23 protein-coding genes are annotated in these 22,934 nt (G+C 62.4%); 17 read left to right on the top strand and 6 right to left on the bottom strand.

The window, feature by feature from the left end:
• Positions 1 to 69 precede the first annotated feature (69 nt).
• Complete coding sequence (locus ACB032_RS18320) at positions 70 to 669, top strand: YhgN family NAAT transporter (RefSeq protein ID WP_010635400.1); 600 nt, start codon at positions 70 to 72, stop codon at positions 667 to 669.
• Between the two features lie 104 nt (positions 670 to 773).
• On the opposite strand, the gene ACB032_RS18315 is transcribed toward ACB032_RS18320, so the two are convergent.
• Entirely contained in the window at positions 774 to 1,742 is a 969-nt protein-coding gene (locus ACB032_RS18315) for a LysR substrate-binding domain-containing protein (protein ID WP_227290295.1), read from the bottom strand.
• 274 nt (positions 1,743 to 2,016) lie between these two features.
• Here ACB032_RS18315 and tatA point away from each other — a divergent pair, with 274 nt between their 5' ends.
• From tatA to ACB032_RS18300, 3 genes are all read left to right on the top strand, one after another.
• The gene (tatA, locus tag ACB032_RS18310) at positions 2,017 to 2,178 is read left to right on the top strand and encodes a twin-arginine translocase TatA/TatE family subunit (protein WP_041217014.1); all 162 of its coding nucleotides are present in this window, start codon (positions 2,017 to 2,019) and stop codon (positions 2,176 to 2,178) included.
• Between the two features lie 14 nt (positions 2,179 to 2,192).
• Entirely contained in the window at positions 2,193 to 2,495 is a 303-nt protein-coding gene (locus ACB032_RS18305; RefSeq protein WP_017408789.1) for a YfcZ/YiiS family protein, read from the top strand.
• Positions 2,496 to 2,720: 225 nt separating this feature from the next.
• On the top strand, positions 2,721 to 4,145 hold the full coding sequence (locus ACB032_RS18300) for a transglycosylase SLT domain-containing protein (RefSeq protein ID WP_371138498.1): 1,425 nt from the start codon (positions 2,721 to 2,723) through the stop codon (positions 4,143 to 4,145).
• 7 nt (positions 4,146 to 4,152) lie between these two features.
• Here the strand turns inward: ACB032_RS18300 and ACB032_RS18295 are convergent, their stop codons facing one another.
• Positions 4,153 to 4,299 carry a hypothetical protein gene (locus ACB032_RS18295; protein ID WP_162847499.1) on the bottom strand — a complete coding sequence of 49 codons (147 nt, stop codon included), beginning with the start codon at positions 4,297 to 4,299 and terminating at the stop codon, positions 4,153 to 4,155.
• A 77-nt stretch (positions 4,300 to 4,376) separates the two neighbouring features.
• Here ACB032_RS18295 and ACB032_RS18290 point away from each other — a divergent pair, with 77 nt between their 5' ends.
• Positions 4,377 to 5,630, top strand: coding sequence for a phospholipase D family protein (locus ACB032_RS18290; protein ID WP_371138497.1), 1,254 nt, complete (start codon positions 4,377 to 4,379; stop codon positions 5,628 to 5,630).
• A 479-nt stretch (positions 5,631 to 6,109) separates the two neighbouring features.
• Here ACB032_RS18290 and ACB032_RS18285 read toward each other — a convergent pair whose 3' ends face one another.
• The gene (locus ACB032_RS18285; RefSeq protein WP_039212848.1) at positions 6,110 to 7,228 is read right to left on the bottom strand and encodes a fatty acid desaturase; all 1,119 of its coding nucleotides are present in this window, start codon (positions 7,226 to 7,228) and stop codon (positions 6,110 to 6,112) included.
• A gap of 149 nt (positions 7,229 to 7,377) precedes the next feature.
• Between ACB032_RS18285 and fabR the strand changes: the two genes are divergently transcribed.
• Positions 7,378 to 7,998, top strand: a complete 621-nt coding sequence (gene fabR / locus ACB032_RS18280; RefSeq protein WP_005308043.1) for an HTH-type transcriptional repressor FabR — start codon at positions 7,378 to 7,380, stop codon at positions 7,996 to 7,998.
• 20 nt (positions 7,999 to 8,018) lie between these two features.
• Complete coding sequence (locus tag ACB032_RS18275; RefSeq protein WP_371138496.1) at positions 8,019 to 8,384, top strand: YijD family membrane protein; 366 nt, start codon at positions 8,019 to 8,021, stop codon at positions 8,382 to 8,384.
• A gap of 38 nt (positions 8,385 to 8,422) precedes the next feature.
• On the opposite strand, the gene ACB032_RS18270 is transcribed toward ACB032_RS18275, so the two are convergent.
• Both ACB032_RS18270 and rsmD read right to left on the bottom strand, forming a co-directional pair.
• Positions 8,423 to 8,734 carry a DUF1145 domain-containing protein gene (locus ACB032_RS18270; protein ID WP_016349137.1) on the bottom strand — a complete coding sequence of 104 codons (312 nt, stop codon included), beginning with the start codon at positions 8,732 to 8,734 and terminating at the stop codon, positions 8,423 to 8,425.
• Between the two features lie 238 nt (positions 8,735 to 8,972).
• Positions 8,973 to 9,602, bottom strand: a complete 630-nt coding sequence (gene rsmD / locus ACB032_RS18265) for a 16S rRNA (guanine(966)-N(2))-methyltransferase RsmD (RefSeq protein WP_011704347.1) — start codon at positions 9,600 to 9,602, stop codon at positions 8,973 to 8,975.
• A gap of 110 nt (positions 9,603 to 9,712) precedes the next feature.
• Here rsmD and ftsY point away from each other — a divergent pair, with 110 nt between their 5' ends.
• From ftsY to hutH, 10 genes are all read left to right on the top strand, one after another.
• The gene (ftsY, locus tag ACB032_RS18260; RefSeq protein WP_371138495.1) at positions 9,713 to 11,470 is read left to right on the top strand and encodes a signal recognition particle-docking protein FtsY; all 1,758 of its coding nucleotides are present in this window, start codon (positions 9,713 to 9,715) and stop codon (positions 11,468 to 11,470) included.
• 90 nt (positions 11,471 to 11,560) lie between these two features.
• On the top strand, positions 11,561 to 12,229 hold the full coding sequence (ftsE, locus tag ACB032_RS18255; protein WP_011704349.1) for a cell division ATP-binding protein FtsE: 669 nt from the start codon (positions 11,561 to 11,563) through the stop codon (positions 12,227 to 12,229).
• Positions 12,229 to 13,182 (top strand): permease-like cell division protein FtsX, encoded by a 954-nt coding sequence (ftsX, locus tag ACB032_RS18250; protein WP_011704350.1) that lies wholly within the window; start codon positions 12,229 to 12,231, stop codon positions 13,180 to 13,182. The genes ftsE and ftsX overlap by 1 nt, the downstream gene beginning before the upstream one ends.
• A gap of 452 nt (positions 13,183 to 13,634) precedes the next feature.
• Positions 13,635 to 14,489, top strand: a complete 855-nt coding sequence (gene rpoH / locus ACB032_RS18245; protein WP_016349143.1) for an RNA polymerase sigma factor RpoH — start codon at positions 13,635 to 13,637, stop codon at positions 14,487 to 14,489.
• A 200-nt stretch (positions 14,490 to 14,689) separates the two neighbouring features.
• Positions 14,690 to 15,349, top strand: coding sequence for a carbonate dehydratase (gene can, locus ACB032_RS18240; RefSeq protein ID WP_005308055.1), 660 nt, complete (start codon positions 14,690 to 14,692; stop codon positions 15,347 to 15,349).
• An 11-nt stretch (positions 15,350 to 15,360) separates the two neighbouring features.
• On the top strand, positions 15,361 to 16,065 hold the full coding sequence (hutC, locus tag ACB032_RS18235; protein ID WP_371138494.1) for a histidine utilization repressor: 705 nt from the start codon (positions 15,361 to 15,363) through the stop codon (positions 16,063 to 16,065).
• A 155-nt stretch (positions 16,066 to 16,220) separates the two neighbouring features.
• Positions 16,221 to 17,456, top strand: coding sequence for an imidazolonepropionase (hutI, locus tag ACB032_RS18230; protein ID WP_371138493.1), 1,236 nt, complete (start codon positions 16,221 to 16,223; stop codon positions 17,454 to 17,456).
• On the top strand, positions 17,449 to 18,387 hold the full coding sequence (gene hutG, locus ACB032_RS18225) for a formimidoylglutamase (RefSeq protein WP_371138492.1): 939 nt from the start codon (positions 17,449 to 17,451) through the stop codon (positions 18,385 to 18,387). Before hutI ends, hutG begins: the two co-directional genes overlap by 8 nt.
• Positions 18,388 to 18,441: 54 nt before the next feature.
• Complete coding sequence (hutU, locus tag ACB032_RS18220) at positions 18,442 to 20,151, top strand: urocanate hydratase (RefSeq protein ID WP_371138491.1); 1,710 nt, start codon at positions 18,442 to 18,444, stop codon at positions 20,149 to 20,151.
• Positions 20,152 to 20,155: 4 nt separating this feature from the next.
• The gene (gene hutH / locus ACB032_RS18215) at positions 20,156 to 21,688 is read left to right on the top strand and encodes a histidine ammonia-lyase (RefSeq protein ID WP_219281242.1); all 1,533 of its coding nucleotides are present in this window, start codon (positions 20,156 to 20,158) and stop codon (positions 21,686 to 21,688) included.
• A 145-nt stretch (positions 21,689 to 21,833) separates the two neighbouring features.
• Here hutH and ACB032_RS18210 read toward each other — a convergent pair whose 3' ends face one another.
• Entirely contained in the window at positions 21,834 to 22,931 is a 1,098-nt protein-coding gene (locus tag ACB032_RS18210) for a calcium:proton antiporter (RefSeq protein WP_017408799.1), read from the bottom strand.
• Positions 22,932 to 22,934 lie beyond the last annotated feature (3 nt).

The following is a 22,934-nucleotide window of genomic DNA, read 5'->3' as shown; positions in this document are numbered from 1 at the left end:
TCCCGCCGCTTTTGTTATATTTCGCCCTCTTTCCCCCTCCTTTTGTTGAAGGCTTAGCCTGGGCGTTGTATGGACACTTTCTCCGCTGCCGTCATGTTGTTTCTGATCATGGATCCGCTGGGCAACCTGCCGGTCTTCCTGTCGATCCTGCGTCATATCGATCCCAAGCGACGCCGCAAGGTGATGATGCGAGAGCTGCTGTTTTCACTGGTGATCATGATGGCCTTCCTGTTCGTCGGCCAGCAGATCCTCAATTTCCTCAACCTGCGTCAGGAGGCGGTCAGCATCGCCGGCGGCATCATCCTGTTCCTCATCGCCATCAAGATGATCTTCCCGAGTGAAGGCGGAGTAACCGGGCTGGCCGCGGGTGAGGAGCCCTTCCTGGTGCCCATGGCCATCCCCATGATTGCCGGTCCCTCGATCCTGGCGTCCTTGCTGCTGCTGGCCAACCAGGAGCCGACCCGGATGGCGGACTGGTCGCTGGCGCTGCTGATGGCCTGGGGCGCCAGCGCGGTGATCCTGATGTTCTACGAGGTATTCAACAAGCTGCTGGGTGAGCGAGGGCTCACCGCGGTGGAGCGTCTGATGGGTATGCTGCTGGTGATGATCTCGGTGCAGATGCTGCTCGACGGGGTGCACCACTACCTGGCGGTGACCGGTCAGAACTGACCGGCCGGCAGGCCAACAGAAAAGACACAGGGCTCGACGAGCCCCGTTTTTTTGCCTGAGATCCGGCGTGGTGACCGTCAGGGTCTTTCGGCCCGGTACTGATATCAGGACGGTTCGGCAGCAGTGGGCTCCAGCTTGCCCATGATGAGGGTCAGCAGGGTTTCCCGCAGCCAGCGGTGGCCCGGATCCTCCTCGTGACGCTGATGCCAGATCAGCAGGTGGGAGATGCTGTCGAGGGCGATAGGCAGCGGCAGCGGTACCAGCGGATAGACCTGGGTGGCGTGGCGGGCGTAGAGCCGGGAGAGGGTCACTATCATGTCCGAGTGCATGCCCATCCGCAGCGCCGCCTCGAAGGAGGGAACGGTCGCCTCGATGCGGCGATAGAGATCCTGCTCCGCCAGCTTGTGATCCAGCATCCAGCGATCGCGCCCTTCGCAATAGGTCTGCACGTGGGGATAGGCCAGGTAGCGGGTGAGATCCCACTCCGGTTCGTGCAGGGCGGGGTGGTCGTGCTGCACCAGGCAGGTCAGATCGTCGATGGCGAGCAGCCGCTGGCAGATGGCGTTGGGCAGGGTGTCGAGCCGAAAGTCCGAGTTGATGCAGTTCTCCCGCACCGTGAAGGCGATGTCCACCTGGCCCTGGCTCATCTCGGTCAGGCTGTTCTCGGTCCACTCCTCGTAGCGCAGCCGGATGCCGGGGGCCTGTCGTTTCAGCTCGCTCAAGTAGAGCGGGGCGAACAGGGTGAAGGCGCTGTCCATGCTGGCGATGACGAACTCCCGCTCGGTGGTGGACGGGTCAAAATCCGGTGGCTGGATCAGGTTGTCGAGCGACAGCAGGATGGGCTGCAGTTGCTGCTGCAGGCTGAGAGCGCGGGCGGTGGGTTCCAGCCCGTAGGCCGAGCGCACGAACAGGGGGTCGTCGAAGGTTTCCCGCAGCCGGCCGAGCGCCTTGCTGACGGCAGACTGGCTCAGGTGCAGCCGACGGGCCGCCCGGCTGCCGTTCCGCTCTTCCAGCAATACTTGCAGGATAATCAATAGATTGAGGTCGATGCGCCCCAACTGTTCCAGCAACATGATATGAATCCTCTTCAATTCTTAGATGAATTTATACCATTTGTTTTCATATCTAGGCGAATTTATGCTCGAAACGTCTCTCGCCTTCGATGGCGGCTGGTACAGGATGTAGTGGTTGAGGGGACAAGTAGCATCAAGCAATACGGCGACCCTGGGTCGCCGTATTTTTTTGAGTGATTTATTTGCAAACTTGCACCTGTCTTGATTTTGCCCAACAATCTTTGCGCCTTCTTTTGATACAAACAATCGGTATCTATCAGTCAGGAGTATCCCTATGGGACTCGGTGGAATTCATATCTGGCATTTGTTGATCCTGCTCGTGGTGGTCGTCGTGGTGTTTGGCAGCAAACGCCTGGCGAGTGCCGGAGAGGATCTGGGCACCGCCATCAAGGATTTTCGCAAAGCCTTGCGTGACGATGAATCACAGCCGAAATAAGTGGGAGTTGAATGATGTCCGTAGAAGAGAAAGTGGAATTGAACGAGACCTGTGACAGCTGCGGCTGCTTCGCCGAAATTGGTACCATCATCGGCGAGGGTGACGATGTGATGGAACTGGTGATCGAGGCCGCTGCAGAAGCCGACGCTCGCGCCAAGCTGGCCGCCTACGAGGCGCTGGCCAAGCAGGTCACTGCGGAAGCCAAGAGCAGCAGCGAACTCAGTCAGGGCGCCAACGGCGTGATCCTGAAAGCCCGTCTGCAATTCACCTGCACCGCCGAAAAGCTCATTTTCGAGATGCGTGCCCGCTCTATCTGAGCCTGCTGATGACACGGCAGGCTTGCCTGCCGTGTTGACCCTTCTGCTGTGGGTCCGCGTTCTATAGTTAGTTATCCCACAGACGGTTTTGCCCGACGCGAGTCGGCCAACAGAAGGCGATCTCATCATGGTTCAGCGCTGGCTCTTCGCCATTTTCCCCACCTTTGTTCGCCACCCGTTTGACGGGATCCCGCTCGCTTCGAAGCAACCGCAGGCGCTCTCATCATGAGACGGTGCTGGTTGCGGGGTCTGCTCGCTCTGTGTGCGCTGCCGCTGCTGGCGGCGGATCTCAAGCCGCAACGGCTGCCCCAGCCTGGGGATCTCGCCAGCATATTGCAAGAGAAAGAGCTCAGGGCCCTGGTGGTCTATGAGCGGGGCTTCTTCTTCTTCGACAAGGGGGCCCAGCACGGCATCCTGGTCAACCAGCTGCAGGGGTTCGAGCGCTGGCTGAATCAGACCTACCTGGCCAAGGAGAAGATCAAACTCAAGATCATCTATATCCCGGTACGCCAGGACAAGCTGCTGGACTACCTCACCGAGGGGCGGGGGGATCTGGTGGCCGCCAACATGACGGTGACGCCGACCCGGCGCGAACAGGTGACCTTCTCCAACCCGGTGATCGCTCCCATCGAAGAGTGGGTGGTGAGCCAGCACAGCCTGCCGCCCTTCAACCGCATCACCCAGCTCTCCGGCCGGCGGGTCTGGGTGCGGGCCAGCTCCAGTTATTACGAAAGCCTGCGCCAGCTCAACTGGCTGTTTCGCGAGCTGGGGCTGCCGCCCATCTATATCGAGACGGTGCCTGAATATCTGCAGGACGGAGATCTGCTGGAGATGGTGGCGGCCGGCATCATACCGCTCACCGTGACCGACAGCTTCAAGGGGCGGATCTGGCTCGGCATGATCAGCGGGCTGCGGGCCCACAAGCTGATCCCGCTGCGGGACAACGGCCGCAGCGCCTGGGCCCTGCGCAACAACAGTCCCGAGCTGCTCAAGGCGGTCAACGACTATCTGGCCGATGCCGGCAAGCGTACCCTTTACAGCGACATGGCTCTGCGCCGTCTGCTGGCGCGCAACGACCAGATGAGCAACATACTGGCGCCGGATCCGCTGGGCAGGCTGTCTACCATCCGCAAGGTGCTGGAGCAGCAGGCCGACAAGTACCGGCTGGACTGGCTGATGCTGGCGGCGCTGGCTTACAAGGAGTCGGGGCTCAATGCCAATATCCGTTCCGAACGGGGGGCGGTGGGGATCATGCAGCTGTTGCCGAGCACCGGCGGCGAGGTGGGCATTCGCGGTGCCCGGCTTGCCAGCCTGGAGGGCAATGTGGAGGCGGCTTGCCGCTATATGCGGTTGATCCTCGACACCTATTTCAATGATCCCAAGCTGGATGTGCTCAACCGCCACCTGTTTGCGCTGGCGGCCTACAATGCCGGCCCGAACCGGGTGCAGGCGCTCAGGGCCAAGGCCGAGGCCGCCGGGCTGGATCCCAATGTCTGGTTCGGCAACGTGGAGCAGCTGGTGGCCAACGAGGTGGGCCAGGGGCCCATCAACTATGTCAGCACCATCTACAAGTACTATGTGGCCTACCGTTTCAGCCTGCCCCAGCTGGAGGGCAAGGCGGCCGCCATCGAGGCGGTGGCCCAGCCCTGACGTCCTGCTAGTGCGGTTGGGCGGGCGGGGCGAAGGGCTGCCAGGCCTGATCCCTATGCTGCAGATACCAGGGGGCCAGCTGGCCGCTCGGCGAGGGATCCGGCTCACTGGCCTGCGGTCTGTGACTGATGGCGGGGCGATCCGTGAGTTCCATGGTAAATTCCTTCATCCTGTTGCTACGAGGCCCTTAGCCAGCGTTATGCCATTTTCTCATGACAGGCGGATGACGCCATGATCCCCGCTGAATTCGCCCTGATAGACCAGCCCGAGCTGGCACTCAAACTGCGCTGCCAGCTGATCCGCGGCGCCAGAAGCCGGATCCAGGCCCAGTACTACAGCTGGGAGGAGGACAGCAGCGGCAAGCTGTTGCTGGCGGAGCTGCTGCATGCCGCCCGGCGCGGAGTGCGGGTACAGTTGCTCATCGATGACCTCTATGCCGGCGACAACCGTTTCCTGGAGATGGTGGCCCATCAGCCGGGCATCGAGGTGCGCCTGTTCAATCCCTTCTGGTTGCGCGGCTGGCGGCCGCTGACCCTGCTGCTGGAAGGGCTGCTCAGCTTTCGCCGCATCAATCACCGCATGCACAACAAGCTGTTGCTGGTGGACGGCAGTCAGGCGGTGATCGGCGGTCGCAACATCGGGGACCGTTACTTCGGGCTCAGTGGGGCGCCCCAGTTCGTCGATCTGGATCTTGCCTGTCGCGGCCCGCTTTGCCAGCAGGCCGAGCAGGGGTTCGATCAATTCTGGCGCAGCCGCTGGAGCCACCCGATCCGCCGCCTGTTGCGGCGCCCGCTGCAACGGGCCGAGGTGAAGGTGGTGAACGACTTTCTGCTGACCATGAACGAACCGCAGGTGGCGGCCGTCTACGACCTGCCCGCCAGCCTGTTCGATCCCGAACCCGTCCCCCTGCGCTGGCATGGCGGACAGGCAGAAGTGTGGTTTGATCGACCCGGCAAGGGGCTGGTGTCTCGACCCACCACCGCACGCTTGCTCTGGCGCAAGCTGGCCGACAACCAAGGCACCCTGAGTCTGGTCACCCCTTATCTCATCCTGACCCGGGGGCTGCGCCGCCGGCTCAGACAGCAGCGACAGGTGGGGGTGAACATTGACATCCTGACCAACTCCCTGGCCAGCACGGATGTGCCGCTGGTATACGGCGCCTACCGCCGTCACCGCCCCTGGCTGATACGGCAGGGCATCGCACTGTCGGAGCTGGAGGGGGAGTCGCTCAGTCTGCACGCCAAGCTGATCCTGGTGGGGGAGGAGGAGGCGCTGCTCGGCAGCTTCAATCTGGATCCGCGCTCTCTGCTGCTCAACACCGAGCTGGTGCTGCATCTGGCTTGTCCCGCGCTGTGCGCCGAGTTGCAGCAGTGGCTGGCGACCTGGCAGCAACGCTCTTCCCACTCGGTGGCGGCCCCGCCCTCCACTCTGCGCCGCCTGCTGGCCAGGGTCAGTGACTGGTTGCCGCTGCAGCGCTGGTTGTGAGCGGACCGAGCGTGTGCGAGATCTCGCAAAGCCTTGTACGCCTTCGAGGATAACGTTTGCCATCCTATGGCGATGAACTGGTTTATCGTATTGTTTTTAATCGAATTGTTTTCTGGCTGAAGTTCCATGAAGGGTTGCAGCTTGCATACATGGGCGCATAAAACGGTTTTTTATTTTATTTATCTGCGTAATATTTCAACTGCAAGGACAACACGGTGGCTTGCCGCCGTGCGGAAGAGGGTCGTGAAGGGAACTGGCCGACTGGATTGCTCCAGCAGGCACCTGCTTCAGATGGGTAGCGGAAACTCAGGAAACAGGAGCAGAGCCCGGCAGGACCGGATTCCAATATGGAACATGCTATTTGCGAGGGGGTGACATGCGAGTGTCACCCCATTTTTTATGGCTCGCTGGCTGAGTCGTGCCCAGAAAAAGACCGCCGATTGGCGGTCTTTTTCTTTGTTAAGCCCGACGTTCCAGGGTCAGGCGATGCCTGCCAGCAGTCGGCTCCAGTTGCGTTTGGCGGCGATGAAGGCATCGTGCAGGTTGCGATACTCCAGCTGCAGCTTCAGTTGGTCGTAGCGGGCCAGCGCCTTGCGCTTGCGCTGCTCCAGCAGGCGTTTGCGGCTGGCGTAGTAGTGCTGCAACTGCTGGTTCAGCTTGTCGTACTCCTCCTGCAGCAGGGCCTGCCACAGCTCCCTGTCATCCTGCTTGCGCAGCTTGGCCTGGGCCCGTTTCAGCTGCATCTCCAGCCTGGCCTGTTCGATCCGCTCTTCCGGACAGGCGCGCAGATCCCGGGTCAGCCCGCACCAGGAGGCGCTGCGGATCAGCCACTTGGTGGGATCGAACTGCCACCAGTGGATGCCGTTGCGATAGTCGTTCTCGAACAGGTGATGAAAGTTGTGGTAACCCTCGCCGAAGGTGAAGAAGGCCAGGATGCCGTTGTCCCGTGCGCTGTTGCGGTCGGTGAAGGGTTGGCTGCCCCAGATGTGGGCCAGCGAGTTGATGAAGAAGGTGGTGTGATGAGTCATCACCATGCGCAGCACCCCGGCCAGCAGCAACATACCGAGCAGATCGCCGTGGATGAGTCCCAGCAGCAGCGGGATGCCGATGTTGGTGGCCAGGGTCAGCGCCAGATAGTGCTTGTGCTGGAAAACGACGATGGGGTTGTTCTGCAGATCCCGCACGTTGCTGTAGTCGTGATAGGTGTCGCCCTGGTATTCGCGCAGCATCCAGCCGATGTGGGAGTACCAGAAACCGCGTCCCGCACTGTAGGGATCCTGCTGGTTGTCATCCACGTGGCGATGGTGGCGGCGATGGTCGGAAGACCAGTGCAGGGCCGAGTTTTGCAGGGCGAGGGCGCCGCCGATGGCGAAGATCCACTGCAGGATCGGGTGTGCCTTGTAGGCCTTGTGGGACCAGAGCCGGTGGTAGCCGGCGGTGATGGAGATGCCGCAATAGCAGAACAGCAGCAGGAAGCTGCCCCACTGCCAGAGGTCATAGCCATGGGTCATGCCGTACCAGGGCACGGCGATCAGTGCGGTCAGCCCGGAGAGGGCAAACAGCAGGGTGTTGGTCATGATGATCGGGGGGCGTTCCATCTCACTCGGTTCCTTTCAGCGAACAGCTGTGCGCCATTCTCCATGCAGCCAGAATTCGGGTCAATGGTAAAAAAGTAGGAGACAAACCTGATCCTGGCGCAGCCTTCGGGTTATCATTTGGCCTCGATAACCTGAAGGTGACTGTTTTCGTGGGTATTCGCGCGCAACAAAAAGAAAAAACCCGGCGTACTCTGATCGAGGCGGCGTTCAGCCAACTGTGCGCCAACCGCAGTTTTTCCAACCTCAGCCTGCGGGAAGTGGCGCGGGAGGCCGGCATAGCGCCCACCTCCTTCTATCGTCACTTTCGCGACATGGAGGAGCTAGGGCTGACCCTGGTGGATGAAGGCGGCCTGACCCTGCGTCAGCTGATGCGCCAGGCGCGCCAGCGCATCGCCGGGGGTGGCAGCGTCATCAGTACCTCGGTGCAGACCTTTATGGAGTTCGTCGAGAACAACCCGAACATCTTCCGGCTGCTGCTGCGCGAGCGCTCCGGCACTTCGGCGGCATTCCGGCAGGCGGTAGCGCGGGAGATCCAGCACTTCATCGCCGAGCTGACCGATTACCTCGAGGCCACCACGGGGGCGCCGCGGGAAGAGGCCTACATCCAGGCCGAAGCCATGGTGACCATCGTCTTCAGCGCCGGTGCCGATGCCCTCGACATGACCAGCGAGGAGTGCCGTGCCCTGTCCGATCGCACCATCCGTCAGCTGCGCATGATCGCCATGGGCGCCGAGGTCCAGAACCAGAAGCGCCGTGAACCTCTCTCTTAAGTCAAAGGATGGACAGCTCCATGCATGATCAGAACCCGATCCCGAAGAAACCCCTGCTGCTGGCCCTGCTCATCGGCATCTGTGGTGATGCCTCTCTGACGGTCTTGTCGGAGTCGGTGGTGCCCTTCTCCTTCTTCCCGATGATCGCCCTGGTGCTGGCTGCCTATCAGCTCTACCAGCACTACCGTCATGTCTCGCTGGAGGGCAACACACCCGTTTGCATACTGCTCTGCTTCTTCATCGGCGTGTTCGGCCACTCGGCGCTGGTCAAGGTGCAGTACCCCGAGCTTGGCAGCAACTTCTTCTCGCTGATCATGATGTTGCTGCTGCTGGCGGTGCTCTCCATCAAGCTCGGCATCAGCGTGGGGAAAAAAGAGAAGGAGTGACCAGCACTCCTTCCTGAACCACCATGACAGAGCCGGGATCACCCGGCTTTGTTGTCTGTGCCGCGCTGTTTGGCATCGACGATGGCCTGCAGCCTGGCGCGGATCTCCACCATGCCGAACACCCCGAACACCAGCACCTGGGTGAACTCGAGTCGGCTCACCGCGAAGTAGGGCTTGCAGGCCGCCTTGACCATGCTGGCCTGCACCCAGTGCATCAGGGCCACGATCACGCCGCACACCGGCAGAAAGCCGTTGAGCTTGCCCGGCAGCGGGGCGATCAGGCTGACCAGCACGCCGAACCAGAAGAACAGGATGAGGCCCATCGCCAACAGATTAAACACCCGCTTCATCGTTTACCTCCCGCAGATAGAGTTGATAGCAGACTTGGATTTGATCGACCTGCTTGTCCTTGAGCCGTTGTCCAAATTGACGGGGAGGGGCACCGCGCCCATCTCCTCCCTTTAAACTGCAGCGTCATGCTTGGTGTCTCGCAGATAGAGCTGATAGCAGACCTGATTTGATCGGCCTGCTTGTCCTTGAGCCGTTGTCCAAATTGACGGGGAGGGGCACCGCGCCCATCTCCCCCCTTTAAACCGCAGCGTCATGCTTGGTGTCTCGTAGATAGAGCTGATAGCAGACCTGGCCTGCCTGTTTGTCCTTGAGTAGTTGCCAGCTGGCCGGCAGCGGCAGATCGGCCATCTCCTTCTCCCGCTCCAGATAGATGAGGGCATCTGGGGCCAGCCAGCCGCGTTGCTCCAGCAGCTCGCACACCTGCGGCAGCAGCTCGCGGCGAAAGGGGGGATCGAGAAACACCAGATCGAACGGCGTGGCAGGCCCCTGCAGCCAGCTGACGGCATCGGACTGGATCACCTGACCCTGGCTGCTGCCGAGGGTGGTCAGGTTCTTCTTGATCTGGTCGGCGGCACCCTTGTCCATCTCGATCAGGGTGACCTGCTCGGCATAGCGCGACAGCGCCTCCAGCCCCAGGCCGCCGCTGCCGGCAAACAGATCTAGGCAGCGGGTGCCACGGACATGCGGAGCCAGCCAGTTGAAGATGGTCTCCTTGACGCGATCCGTGGTGGGTCTGAGTCCTTCCACATCCCTGACCGGCAGTTTGCGGCCTCGCCACTGGCCGCTGATGATTCTTACAAAGCCCGATTTCCCCTGCGGGGCAGGGCTCTTGCTCGGGCCGTTACGGCTGGATTTCACTCTGGGCATCGCGTTTCGTCGTCAGAAAATAAAGTGGTAGTATAAGGCGGTTCATTTTTATGCCGACCCGCCGAGGGACGGCTATCTTAGCAGTCAGCCTTTGATGTGAGTATTTTTAGATGGCAAAAGGTTTGTTTTCCTGGCTGGGTTTCGGCCGCAAGAAAGAAGAGGCTGAGGCTGTCCAACCACAGACACCGCAAGCCACCCCGATTACCGCTGAGCCCGAGGTCGCTGCTGCCCCTGCTCCCGTTTCCGATCCTACGCCAGCCGTGGCGGCTGAAGTGCCTGCCAGCGCACAGAATTCCGTTTTGCACGACGATTGCTGCCCACCTGCCGAGCTGGACGACCATGGTCCTCTGGTGGTGGAGGAGTGTGCTTCCGATCTGGAGCCGGTGATCGTCAATGAAGCCCTGCTGGCCGAAGAGGAGCGTGCCGCTGCCGAAGCGCAGGCTCAAGAGACTGCCCGTGTTGCTGCCGAGCTCAAGGCTGCGCAAGAAGTTCGTATTGCCCCCGAGGCTCGCTCTGCAGAAGAGACTCGCATTGCCGCCGAGGCCCGCGCCGCAGAAGAGGCACGTATTGCTGCCGAAGCCCGTGCCGAAGAAGAAGCCCGCATTGCTGCCGAAGCCCGCGCCGTGGAAGAGGCTCGCATTGCTGCCGAGGCCCGCGCCGTGGAAGAGGCTCGCATTGCTGCCGAAGCCCGCGCTGCAGAAGAGGCGCGTCTTGCTGCCGAAGCTCGCGCCGCAGAAGAGGCTCGTATTGCTGCCGAGGCCCGCGCTGCGGAAGAGGCGCGTATTGCCGCCGAAGCGCAGGCTGCCGAGGAAGCCCGTCTCGCCAAAGAGGCTCAGCGAGCGGAAGATCTGCGCCTGGTCGCCGAGATGGAGGCTGAGGCCGCTGCCCTGGCCGCCCTGCCGCTGGCCGCCAAGGTGGATGACGACACCCAGGAGAAGCCGCAGCGGGAGGGCTTCTTCGCCCGCCTCAAGCGCAGTCTGGTGCGCACCAGAGAGAATATCGGTTCCGGTTTCTTCGGCCTGTTCCGTGGCAAGAAAATCGACGACGAGCTGTTCGAGGAGCTGGAGACCCAGCTGCTGACCGCCGATCTCGGTGTCGATACCACCAGCCGCATTATCGAAGGGTTGGTGCAGCACGCGGATCGCAAACAGCTCAAGGATGCCGAGGCGCTCTACGGCCTGCTCAAGCAGGACATGGGCGAAATGCTGGCCAAGGTCGAGCAACCGCTGATGATCGACACCAGCAAGAAGCCTTATGTGATCCTGATGGTGGGCGTGAACGGCGTCGGCAAGACCACCACCATCGGCAAGCTGGCCAAGCAGTTCCAGGCCGAGGGCAAGAGCGTGATGCTGGCCGCCGGCGATACCTTCCGTGCCGCCGCCGTCGAGCAGCTGCAGGTGTGGGGTCAGCGCAACAACATTCCGGTGATTGCCCAGCACACCGGCGCCGACTCCGCCTCCGTCATCTATGACGCCATCGAGGCTGCCCGCTCCCGCGGCGCCGACGTATTGATCGCCGACACCGCCGGCCGCCTGCAGAACAAGAGCAACCTGATGGAAGAGCTCAAGAAGGTGGTGCGGGTGATGAAGAAGCTGGACGATGCGGCGCCACACGAGATCATGCTGACTCTGGATGCAGGCACTGGCCAGAACGCCCTGAGCCAGGCCAAGCTGTTCAGCGAGGCGGTGGGCCTGACCGGCATCACCCTCACCAAGCTGGACGGCACCGCCAAGGGCGGTGTCATCTTCGCGGTGGCCGACAAGTTCCAGATCCCGATCCGCTATATCGGGGTGGGCGAGGGGATCGACGATCTGCGTCCGTTCGTCGCCAACGACTTCATCGAGGCGCTTTTCAGTCGCGAGGAGTGATCTCCTTCGCGATGAGCAAGCTCGGGCGCCGCGAGTCGTGCGCCCCCAGCCCCGACCCTGGTCGGGGTTGGTCACTGTCAGGGAACCGTTATGATCCGTTTTGACAAGGTCAGCAAGGTCTACAGCGGCGGCCATCAGGCGCTGCAGAAGGTCAGTTTTCACCTGCGCAAGGGGGAGATGGCCTTCCTGACCGGGCACTCGGGTGCAGGCAAGAGTACCCTCCTCAAGCTCATCAGTGTGATGGAACGGCCCACCGATGGCCGTGTTTTCTTTCATGGCGACGACGTCAGCCATATCAAGCGGGGGGAGATCCCCTACGTGCGCCGCCAGATCGGCATGATCTTCCAGGATCACCGGCTGCTGATGGACCGCACCGTGTTCGACAACGTGGCGCTGCCGCTGGTGATCGACGGCTACAGCCATGCAGACATCAACAAACGGGTGGCGGCGGCACTCGACAAGGTCGGGCTGCTCGGCAAGGAACGCTACCAGCCGCGCATGCTCTCCGGCGGGGAACAGCAGCGGGTCGGCATCGCCCGCGCCATCGTCAACAAGCCGCCACTGCTGCTGGCGGATGAGCCGACCGGCAACCTGGATCCCCAGCTCTCCATGGACATCATGCGACTGTTCGAGGAGTTCAACCGCTTCGGCGTCTCCGTGCTGATTGCCACCCACGATCTGGGGCTGATCGCCCGCATGCGCTATCGCACCCTGACCCTCAAGGCGGGTCGCATGTATTCGGCAGGGGAGGAGCTCTGATGGCTATCGTTCGTCATAAACAGCCACCGCTACGGCGCTTCATGATGTACTGGGTCGACCACGCCCGGCAGGCTTTTTCCAGTCTGGGGGAGCTGTGGCGCAACCCGCTCGCCTCGCTGATGACGCTGGCGGTGCTGGGGGTCAGCCTGGCGCTGCCCTCCTGCTTCCACGTGCTGCTGAAAAACGCCGAGGTGGTAGAGGGCAGCTGGCAGACCAGCTCCCAGATCTCCCTCTATCTGCGCAAGGATCTGCCCGAGCAGAACATCCTCGACATGAAACAGCGGATCCTGCTCTACCCGGAGGTGGAGTCGGTCACCTACATGAGCCGGGATGAGGCGCTCAAGGAGTTTCGCGAGATCTCCGGGTTTGGCGATGCGCTCGACTACCTCGACAGCAACCCGCTGCCACCGGTACTGAGCGTGATCCCGGATCCGCGCTGGCAGAACCCGGAAGGGGCGGCCGAGCTGCTCAACAAGCTCAACAACGAAGACGGGGTGGAACAGGGCAAGCTGGATCTGCAGTGGTTGACCCGGCTGCAGGGGATCATGAACCTGCTGCGCCACACCATCACCGGCATCGCGGTGCTGCTGCTCTCCGCGGTATTGCTGATCGTCGGCAACACGCTCAGGCTGAATATTCTCAACCAGCGCTCCGAGATCGAGGTGCTCAAGCTGGTGGGGGCGACCGATGCCTTCATTCATCGTCCCTTCCTTTATACCGGCATCTGGTTCGGGGTCATCGGCGGCATGCTGGCCTGGTGGTTGACCGAAGTGATGGTGATCTGGAGCGAAGGGGTGGTGAAGGAGCTGGCCGGCCTCTACAACAGCAACTTCCGGTTGGTGGGGATGGGGGCGGTGGACGGGATCAACCTGATCCTGCTGGGCGCCTTGCTGGGGCTGATTGCCTCCTGGTTTTCGGTCCATCGTCACATTCGCGACATCGAACCGTCCTGATTAATTTATCAGCGTTTTAAAGCGCTGGATTTTGCGACCTGGATCAAGTAAAAGAGTGGCCGTTTCTGGCACGGCTGCCGTTCTGGGAGTAATCTGAACATTGCCGATCTTCGGGATCTTCTCTGGATCCTGTGAACCTTCTGATTTATAAGCAGTCTACAAATGCTGAAGAATTTATACGGGTGTGGCCCCTATGCCTTGCTCGTCTGACTTGGCAAGCATGTGAAGGTTGCGAGCTCCGCAACAATGGACTTAGCATGCTACTTTTCGGGGGTCCTTTATTGTGACCCCCTTTTTTTGACTGTTCATTCATGATTCATCCTGCCGGCCTAAGATAACCCCGGTTCAAACATGTTCAGCATGTTTGATGCAGGCCGCAGAATGGCGTCCGGTCAGTAGACAGGCCCTCTCAGGGTGTTAGACTGATTCGATTGAAAAGTAAGAGGTAGAACATGGGAACTTCATTGCAGCGCACTATGGCTCTGATTCCGCAAGGTAGTCTGGAAGGCTATATCCAGGCAGTAAACTCGATTCCGGTGCTGAGCGCAGAGGAAGAGCGTGAACTGGCTGAGCGTTTGCAGCAGGGTGGCGATCTCGAGGCTGCCCGTCAGCTCGTTATGTCGCACCTGCGCTTTGTCGTTCATGTCGCCAAGAGTTATGCCGGCTACGGTCTGCCCCAGGCCGACCTGGTGCAGGAAGGCAACATCGGCCTGATGAAGGCGGTCAAGCGCTTCGACCCGAGTGTCGGCGTGCGCCTGGTCTCCTTTGCCGTGCACTGGATCAAGGCCGAAATTCACGAATACGTTCTGCGCAACTGGCGCATGGTCAAGGTGGCGACCACCAAGGCCCAGCGCAAGCTGTTCTTCAATCTGCGTAAATCCAAGAAACGTCTGGGCTGGTTGAACCACGAAGAGGTGCAGGCAGTGGCTGCCGACCTCGGCGTCTCCGCCGCCGACGTCACCGAGATGGAAGCGCGCATGAGCAACTACGATCAGGCGTTCGATCTGGTCGGCGATGATGAAGAAGAGGGCGGTTTTGCGCCGGTTCACTATCTGGAGGACAAATCCTCCGATCTGGCCGCTACCATCGAGAACGACAACTGGGACGATCACGCGACCCGTCGCCTGAGCTCGGCCCTGGCGACCCTGGACGAACGCAGCCAGCACATCATCCGTGCCCGCTGGCTCGACGATGACAGCAAGACCACCCTGCAGGAGCTGGCCGATACCTACGGCGTCTCCGCCGAGCGGGTGCGTCAACTTGAGAAAAATGCGCTCAAGAAGCTGAAAGATGCGATGGAAGCATAAGTCTGTGCGCCGAGCGGGTACGCCAACTTGAGAAAAATGCTCTCAAAAAGCTGAAAGATGCCATGGAAGCCTGATGCTTCCTCTCATAAAAACAGGGCCTGATGGCCCTGTTTTTGTTTGGCGGGGATCTGGTCGGCCTTGCCTTGGTTACCCTTGTGTATGGTATGTTGCCGCCACTGCCACAGTAGGGAGAGCAGATAGTGAAACTCTTGAACGACTTGTTTACCAACAACCGCGAGTGGGCGGAACGGATCAAGGCCGAGGATCCCGAATTCTTTGCTACCCTCTCCGCCCAGCAGGCCCCCGAATACCTCTGGATCGGCTGCTCCGACAGCCGGGTACCCGCCAACCAGCTGATGGGGCTGCTGCCGGGGGACGTGTTCGTCCACCGCAACGTCGCCAACCTGGTGGTACACACCGACTTCAACTGCCTCTCGGTGCTGCAATACGCGGTCGAGGTGCTCAAGGTGAAGCACATCATCGTCTGCGGCCACTACGGCTGTGGCGGCGTCAAGGCGGCGATGCAGAACCAGGAGCTGGGGCTCATCGACAACTGGCTGCGCAACATCAAGGATGTCTACTTCAAGTATCGCGAGCAGCTGGATGCCATCGAGGATGAGCACGAGCGCTTCGACTACCTGTGCGAGCTGAACGTGGCCGAGCAGGTGGCCAACGTCTGTCACACCACCATCATCCAGAACGCCTGGCGCAAGGGGCAGGAGCTGGCGGTACACGGCTGGATCTACGGCATCAAGGACGGTCTGCTGCACGATCTCGATCTCTGCATCAGCGGGCCCGAGCAGATCCCGGACGTCTATCGCGCCTGGCCGGACATGCGTCCGCCCCACCGCCGTCGCTGAGGAGCATCCCGTTGGCACCGGCCCTCTATCTGCAGATCAAGCAGCACATCCTGGACGGGATCCGTGAACGTCACTATCAGGCGGGCGACCGGATCCCGACCGAGGCTGCCCTGTGCGAGCAGTTCACCGTGAGCCGGATGACGGTCAACAAGGCGCTGCGCGAACTGGTGGCCGAGGGGTGGCTGGTGCGCACCGCCGGCTCCGGCAGCTTCGTGGCGGACAGGCGCACCGAGTCGCCGCTGCTGGCCATTCGCAACATCGCCGACGAGATCGCCGAGCGGGGCAGCGAGTACAGCGGCCGGGTGATCCGGCTGCAGCGCCAGGCCGCCGACGAGAAGGTGGCGGTGCAGCTGGGCCTGCGGGTTGGCGCCCCCATCTTCCACAGTCTCATCGTCCATCAGGCCGATGGCGAGCCGCTGCAGCTGGAGGAGCGCTTCGTCGATGCCGAGCTGCTGCCACAGTACGGTGAGCAGGACTTTGCCAGCCAGACCCCCAACCGTTATCTGATGGAGGTCTGCCCCCTCTCCGAGATGGAGCACGTGGTGGAGGCGGTGCTGCCGAGCGCCGGCGAGGCCGGCTTGTTGCAGGTGCGGGTCGACACCCCCTGCCTGCTGTTGCACCGGCGTACCTGGTCCGACGGTTATCTGGTCTCCTATGCCCGTTTGCTCTCGCCGGGCTCCCGCTACAAGTTGAGCTCCAAGACCAGCCTTAGTTAATTGTATATACATATTCTTTTTGACAAAGCCCGCCTCTGGCGGGCTTTTTTGTGTTTAAGCTCTAATGAACACGCTGTTATCAAGATGTGAACTTGATCCTTTCTTTCCCGTCAGAGATCGGATATAAGTTAATGTATATACATTTAGAGGTCGGTATGAACAAGGAACTGTTGAACTGCGAGCGGGTCTGGCTCAACGTGACACCCGCCACCCTGCGCTCCGATCTGGCCGACTACGGTCTGCTGGAGCCCCATGCCCTCGGCGTTCACGAGGGGCAGATCCACGCCCTGGTGCCGATGCAGGATCTCAAAGGCCCCTATCCCGCCCATTGGCAGGACATGAAGGGCAAGCTGGTCACCCCCGGCCTCATCGATTGCCACACCCACCTCATCTTCGCCGGCAGCCGCGCCGAAGAGTTCGAACTGCGCCAGAAGGGCGTGCCTTATGCGGAGATCGCCCGCAAAGGCGGCGGCATCATCAGCACGGTGCGCGCCACCCGCGCCGCCAGTGAGGATCAGCTGTTTGAGCTGGCGCTGCCGAGGGTGAAATCTCTGATCCGGGAAGGGGTCACCACGGTGGAGATCAAGTCCGGCTACGGTCTCACCCTGACGGATGAGCTCAAGATGCTGCGGGTCGCCCGTCGACTGGGGGAGGCGCTGCCGATCCGGGTCAAGACCACCCTGCTGGCGGCTCATGCGGTGCCGCCGGAGTATCGCGACGATCCTGACTCCTGGGTCGAGACCATCTGCCAGGAGATCATCCCGGCCGCCGCCGAGGCGGGCCTAGCCGATGCGGTGGACGTCTTCTGTGAACACATCGGCTTCTCGCTGGCCCAGACCGAGCAGGTCTATCTGGCGGCGGATCAATACGGTCTGGCGGTGAAGGGGCACATGGATCAGCTCTCCAACCTGGGCGGCAGCACGCTCGCCGCCAACTTCGGCGCCCTCTCGGTGGATCACCTGGAGTACCTGGATCCGGAAGGGATCCAGGCGCTGGCCCATCGCGGCGTGGTGGCCACCCTGCTGCCTACCGCCTTCTACTTCCTCAAGGAGACCAAGCTGCCGCCGGTCGTCGCGCTGCGCAAGGCGGGGGTGCCGATGGCGGTCTCATCCGACATCAACCCTGGCACGGCCCCCATCGTCTCGCTGCGGATGGCCATGAACATGGCTTGCACCCTGTTCGGCCTCACCCCGGTGGAGGCCATGGCCGGGGTGACCCGCCACGCCGCCCGCGCCCTCGGCGAGCAGGAGCAGCTGGGACAGCTCAGGGTCGGCATGCTGGCGGACTTTCTGGTCTGGAACTGCGGCCATCCGGCCGAGCTCAGCTACCTCATCGGCGTCGATCAGCTGGTGAGCCGGGTGGTCAACGGTGAGGAGACGCTCCATGGATAAGTTCAACCCGGTCGACATGTCGGTCTGGCAGGGGCGCCAGGATCCGGAAGATGGCGAGCTGGCCCTGCGCTGGCACGACAAGGTGCAACCCTGGCAAGCCGACAGCGAGCCCGGCGTGGTGCTGCTGGGTTTTGCTTGTGACGAGGGGGTGCGCCGCAACAAGGGGCGGGTAGGGGCCGCCGGTGCGCCGCTGGCGGTGCGCAAGCTGCTGGCCAACAGCGCCTGGCATCTGGGTCGGCCCGTCTACGACGGTGGTGACGTGCACTGCGAGGATGGCGATCTCGATGCCGCCCACGGCCGACTGGCCGAACGGGTAGCTAGCCTGCTGGACGAGGGGCACTTCCCGCTGGTGCTGGGGGGCGGCCACGAGGTGGCCTTCGGCAGCTGGAGCGGCCTCAATCGTCATCTGGCTGGTCGTGGCCGGATCGGCATCATCAACTTCGATGCCCACTTTGACCTGCGCATGAAGCTGGAGCAGGCGAGCTCCGGGACTCCCTTCTTCCAGATTGCCGAGCAGTGCGCCGCCCAGGGCTCGCCTTTTACCTACGCCTGTCTCGGGGTGGCCGAGACCGCCAATACCCGGGCGCTGTTCGCGCGCGCCGAGGCGCTGGAGGTGTGGCACGTGCTGGACGAGGCGATGACGCCGGCCGAGCTGCCGGTCTTGCTCTGCGGGCTGGATGCCTTCATCGCCCGCTGTGACTACCTCTATCTGACCATCGATCTGGACGTGCTGCCGGCGGCCGTGATGCCGGGAGTGAGTGCCCCTGCCGCCCGCGGTGTGGAGCTGGCAGTCATCGAACCGCTTATCGCCCATATCCGGGCCAGCGGCAAGCTGCGGCTCGCCGATCTGGCCGAATACAACCCGAGTCTGGATCAGGACAACCGCAGTGCCCGCGTGGCTGCGCGGCTGGTCCACCAGTTAACCAAGTAGCGGCCTGCCACCGGCCGGCCGCCACCCTGCTGCATCGATAAACAAGGAGTGTATATGTCCCAGCAACACCAGGATCCCCGCCACGATCCCAATCGCGTGATCCGCGCCCCGCGCGGCACCACGCTGACCGCCAAGAGCTGGCTCACCGAAGCGCCGCTGCGGATGCTGATGAACAACCTGGATCCCGAGGTGGCCGAGCATCCCCAGTCGCTGGTGGTGTATGGCGGCATCGGCCGCGCCGCCCGCAACTGGGCCTGCTTCGACAAGATCGTCGAGGTGCTGACCCGGCTGGAGGAGGATCAGACTCTGCTGGTGCAATCCGGCAAGCCGGTCGGGGTGTTCCAGACCCATAAGGACGCGCCGCGGGTGCTGATCGCCAACTCCAACCTGGTGCCGCACTGGGCCAACTGGGAGCACTTCAACGAGCTCGATAAGAAGGGCCTGATGATGTACGGCCAGATGACCGCCGGCTCCTGGATCTACATAGGTACTCAGGGGATCGTGCAGGGCACTTACGAAACCTTCTTCGCGGTGGCCAACCAGCACTTCAACGGCGAGCCCAAGGGGCGCTGGATCCTGACCGGCGGGCTCGGCGGCATGGGTGGCGCCCAGCCGCTGGCCGCCACCATGGCCGGCTTCTCGATGATCGCGGTGGAGTGCGACGAGACCCGCATCGATTTTCGTCTGCGTACTCGCTACGTCGACAAGAAAGCCCACAGCCTGGATGAGGCGCTGGCCATGATCGAAGAGGCCAGGCAGAGCGGTACCGCCGTCTCCGTCGGTCTGCTCGGCAATGCCGCCGATGTGTTCGCCGAGTTGGTGGCCCGTGGCATCACGCCGGACGTGGTGACCGACCAGACCTCCGCCCACGACCCGGTGCACGGCTACCTGCCCCAGGGCTGGAGTGTGGCCCAGTGGCGCGCGCTGCAAAAATCCGCTCCCCAGGAGGTGAACGTCGCCGCCCGCCACTCCATGGCCCGTCAGGTGGAAGCCATGCTGACCCTGCAAAGCCGCGGTGCTGCCACCCTGGATTACGGCAACAACATCCGCCAGATGGCGCTGGAAGAGGGGGTGAAAAACGCCTTCGACTTCCCCGGCTTCGTCCCGGCCTATATCCGCCCGCTATTCTGCGAGGGCATTGGCCCGTTCCGTTGGGTGGCGCTCTCCGGCGATCCGGAAGATATCTACAAGACCGACCAGAAGGTGAAGGAGCTGATCCCCGATGATCCTCACCTGCACAACTGGCTCGACATGGCTCGCGAGCGCATTGCCTTCCAGGGCCTGCCGGCGCGGATCTGCTGGGTCGGGGTCAAGGATCGGGTACGCCTCGGCCTGGCCTTCAACGAGATGGTCAAGAATGGCGAGCTGAAAGCCCCCATCGTCATCGGCCGCGATCACCTGGATTCCGGCTCGGTGGCGAGCCCGAACCGCGAGACCGAATCGATGATGGATGGCTCCGATGCCGTCTCCGACTGGCCGCTGCTCAATGCCCTGCTCAACACCGCCGGCGGCGCGACCTGGGTCTCCCTGCACCACGGTGGCGGGGTCGGCATGGGCTTCTCCCAGCACTCCGGCGTGGTGATCGTCTGTGATGGCTCCGATGACGCCGCCAAGCGGGTCGGTCGGGTGCTGCGCAACGACCCGGCCACCGGGGTGATGCGTCACGCCGACGCCGGCTACGAGATTGCCATCAACTGCGCCCACGAGGCGAAACTGGATCTGCCGATGATTGACGGCGCCAACGGTGTCAAAGGAAAGGTGTAACACCATGTTTGAATTGACTATTACCCCGGGCGAGCTGGATCTTGCCACCCTGCGCCGCGTCAGCCGCGAGCCGGTACACATTGCACTGGATCCCGCCGCCCTGGCGGGGATCCACGCCTCCGCCGCCGTAGTCACCAAGGTGATCGAGCAAAACCGGGTGGTGTATGGCATCAACACCGGCTTTGGCTTGCTGGCCAACACCCGCATTCCGGTGGAGCAGCTGGACGAGCTGCAGCGCTCCATTGTGCTCTCTCATGCGGCAGGGATTGGCGAGTACATGGATGACGCCACCGTACGGCTGATGATGGTGCTCAAGCTCAACTCGCTGGCGCGCGGCTTCTCCGGCATCCGGCTGGTGGTGCTTGAGGCTCTGATGACCCTCATCAACGCCGAAGTCTATCCGGTGGTGCCGAAGAAGGGCTCCGTCGGCGCCTCCGGCGATCTGGCGCCGCTGGCCCACATGAGCTGTCTGCTGATCGGGGAGGGCAAGGCCCGCCACGCAGGCGAGCTGATCGACGCCGCCACGGCCCTGAAGATTGCCGGGCTGGAGCCCATCGCACTGGCACCGAAAGAGGGGCTGGCCCTGCTCAACGGCACCCAGGCGAGCACCGCCTTCGCACTGGAAGGCTTGTTCCACGCCGAGGATCTCTACGCCGGCGCCATCACCATCGGTGCCATGAGCGTGGAGGCCGCCCTTGGCAGCCGCCGGCCGTTCGATGCCCGCATCCATGCGGTGCGCGGTCAGCGTGGCCAGATCGACGCGGCCGCCTGCTACCGCCACCTGCTGGTGGATGGCAGCGAGATCGGCATGTCCCATCACAACTGCGAGAAGGTGCAGGATCCCTACTCCCTGCGCTGCCAGCCGCAGGTGATGGGTGCCTGTCTGACCCAGATCCGCCAGGCGGCCGAGGTGCTGGTGTGCGAGGCCAACGCGGTCTCCGACAACCCGCTGGTGTTTGCCGAGGATGAAGACATCCTCTCCGGCGGCAACTTCCACGCAGAACCTGTGGCCTTCGCCGCCGACAACCTGGCGCTGGCCATCGCCGAGATCGGGTCGCTGTCCGAGCGGCGCATGGCGCTGCTGATCGACTCGCGGATGTCCGGTCTGCCGGCGTTTCTGGTCAACAACGGCGGCGTCAACTCCGGCTTCATGATCGCCCAGGTCACCTCGGCGGCGCTCGCCTCCGAGAACAAGACCCTGGCCCATCCGGCCTCGGTGGACAGCCTGCCGACCTCCGCCAACCAGGAGGATCACGTCTCCATGGCCACCTTCGCCGGCCGTCGACTGGCGGACATGGCCGAGAACACCCGCGGCATTCTGGCGGTGGAGCTGCTGGCGGCAGCGCAAGGGCTGGATTTTCGTGCCCCCCTGCGCAGCACCGAGCTCATCGAGCTGGCCAAGGGCAGGCTGCGGGAAGAGGTCAGCTTCTACGACAAGGACAGGTACTTCGCACCGGACATCGAGGCGGCCGCCGCCCTGCTGGGCCGCGCCAGCTACAACGACCTGCTCCCGGCCGGCGTGCTGCCGAGCCTGTAAGCCTTGCTCTCCCTTCTCCCCTGGCGGGAGAAGGGTAGGGGATGAGGGGGAAGCCGCTTCTCTGGCGTCCGTGAGATCCCGGAGCAGATAACAAAAGACCGCCCAATCGGGCGGTCTTTGCATTTCTGACGTTGGTTGAACGCGGTTATTCGTGCTCAAACATCAGGAACAGGTACACCACGAACAGCACCAGGTGAGTGGCCCCGTGCAGCACATTGGTGCGGCCGCTGCTGAAGGTCACCTTGCACACCATGAGGGTGGTGAACAGCAGCACCATGTCGGCGGCGGAGAGGCCCAGGCGCACCTCCTGTCCCAGCATGGCGCCGATGAACAGCACCGCAGGCACGGTGAGGGCGATGGTGGCCAGCACAGAGCCGAAGTAGAGGTTCATGGCCCGCTGCAGCTGATTGTTGAAGGCCGCCTTGATGGCGCCGACCGCCTCGGGGGCCAGCACGATACAGGCGACGATGAAGCCACCCAGCGCCGGCGGTGCCGCCAGTACCTTGACCCCGTGGTTGATGGGAATGGCGAGGGTCTTGGCCAGCAGGATCACCACCACCAGATAGGCGAGCAGCAACAGGGTGTGGTAGACGTTGCTCTGCAGCGGGCCGTGGTGCTCTTCGTAATCTTCGTGATCGCTGTCGATGAAGAAGTGGCTGTGGCTGCGGGTCTGGATCAGCAGGAAGACGCCGTAGAGCAGCACCGAGATGATGATCAGCATCCAGGACATGGCGCTCGACATGCTGCCGATGTTGCCCCCTTCGGTGAAGTTGGGCAGCACCAGGCAGAGCAGCGCCAGCGGAATAATGGCCACCAGATAGGATTTGACCCCGTCCAGATTGAAGCTCTGGGTGTGGTAGCGCCAGCCGCCGAACAGCAGGGTGAAGCCCACCAGGCCGTTGGTCACCAGCATCACCACGGCAAACATGGTGTCGCGGGCCATCACCGGATTGGGCTCGCCGGTCAGCATGACCGAGGAGATCATCACCACTTCCAGCGAGATGACCGACAGGGTGAGGATAAGGGTGCCGAAAGGCTCGCCAAGCTTGATGGCAAGGGCATCCGAGTGGCGCACCACCGAGAAGATGGCCCAGGTGACGATGGCAAGCAGCACCGCCGAGACAGGAAGATAAATCCCGAGCGGAGTGGCCTCTGTCAGCAGGTCGCTGCCGAGCGTCTTGAAAAAGAGCAGGGTGAGCAGGCCAACGGGCAGGGCAATCTCTTGCCGGATAAATGACTTCATAGG

This window comes from Aeromonas sp. S5(2024), assembly GCF_041403025.1.
Taxonomy (GTDB): domain Bacteria; phylum Pseudomonadota; class Gammaproteobacteria; order Enterobacterales; family Aeromonadaceae; genus Aeromonas; species Aeromonas hydrophila.
Note: the sequence above shows the minus strand (reverse complement) of the source record. Positions and strands in the feature narration are given on the sequence as shown.

What these genes read in the sequence shown, in the direction of transcription:
- ACB032_RS18320 (WP_010635400.1), top strand. Translation starts at nt 70, where the DNA reads ATGGACACTTTCTCCGCTGCCGTCATGTTGTTTCTGATCATGGATCCG.
- ACB032_RS18315 (WP_227290295.1), bottom strand. Translation starts at nt 1,742, where the DNA reads ATGTTGCTGGAACAGTTGGGGCGCATCGACCTCAATCTATTGATTATC.
- tatA (WP_041217014.1), top strand. Translation starts at nt 2,017, where the DNA reads ATGGGACTCGGTGGAATTCATATCTGGCATTTGTTGATCCTGCTCGTG.
- ACB032_RS18305 (WP_017408789.1), top strand. Translation starts at nt 2,193, where the DNA reads ATGTCCGTAGAAGAGAAAGTGGAATTGAACGAGACCTGTGACAGCTGC.
- ACB032_RS18300 (WP_371138498.1), top strand. Translation starts at nt 2,721, where the DNA reads ATGAGACGGTGCTGGTTGCGGGGTCTGCTCGCTCTGTGTGCGCTGCCG.
- ACB032_RS18295 (WP_162847499.1), bottom strand. Translation starts at nt 4,299, where the DNA reads ATGGAACTCACGGATCGCCCCGCCATCAGTCACAGACCGCAGGCCAGT.
- ACB032_RS18290 (WP_371138497.1), top strand. Translation starts at nt 4,377, where the DNA reads ATGATCCCCGCTGAATTCGCCCTGATAGACCAGCCCGAGCTGGCACTC.
- ACB032_RS18285 (WP_039212848.1), bottom strand. Translation starts at nt 7,228, where the DNA reads ATGGAACGCCCCCCGATCATCATGACCAACACCCTGCTGTTTGCCCTC.
- ACB032_RS18275 (WP_371138496.1), top strand. Translation starts at nt 8,019, where the DNA reads ATGCATGATCAGAACCCGATCCCGAAGAAACCCCTGCTGCTGGCCCTG.
- ACB032_RS18270 (WP_016349137.1), bottom strand. Translation starts at nt 8,734, where the DNA reads ATGAAGCGGGTGTTTAATCTGTTGGCGATGGGCCTCATCCTGTTCTTC.
- rsmD (WP_011704347.1), bottom strand. Translation starts at nt 9,602, where the DNA reads ATGCCCAGAGTGAAATCCAGCCGTAACGGCCCGAGCAAGAGCCCTGCC.
- ftsY (WP_371138495.1), top strand. Translation starts at nt 9,713, where the DNA reads ATGGCAAAAGGTTTGTTTTCCTGGCTGGGTTTCGGCCGCAAGAAAGAA.
- ftsE (WP_011704349.1), top strand. Translation starts at nt 11,561, where the DNA reads ATGATCCGTTTTGACAAGGTCAGCAAGGTCTACAGCGGCGGCCATCAG.
- ftsX (WP_011704350.1), top strand. Translation starts at nt 12,229, where the DNA reads ATGGCTATCGTTCGTCATAAACAGCCACCGCTACGGCGCTTCATGATG.
- rpoH (WP_016349143.1), top strand. Translation starts at nt 13,635, where the DNA reads ATGGGAACTTCATTGCAGCGCACTATGGCTCTGATTCCGCAAGGTAGT.
- hutI (WP_371138493.1), top strand. Translation starts at nt 16,221, where the DNA reads ATGAACAAGGAACTGTTGAACTGCGAGCGGGTCTGGCTCAACGTGACA.
- hutG (WP_371138492.1), top strand. Translation starts at nt 17,449, where the DNA reads ATGGATAAGTTCAACCCGGTCGACATGTCGGTCTGGCAGGGGCGCCAG.
- hutU (WP_371138491.1), top strand. Translation starts at nt 18,442, where the DNA reads ATGTCCCAGCAACACCAGGATCCCCGCCACGATCCCAATCGCGTGATC.
- hutH (WP_219281242.1), top strand. Translation starts at nt 20,156, where the DNA reads ATGTTTGAATTGACTATTACCCCGGGCGAGCTGGATCTTGCCACCCTG.
- ACB032_RS18210 (WP_017408799.1), bottom strand. Translation starts at nt 22,931, where the DNA reads ATGAAGTCATTTATCCGGCAAGAGATTGCCCTGCCCGTTGGCCTGCTC.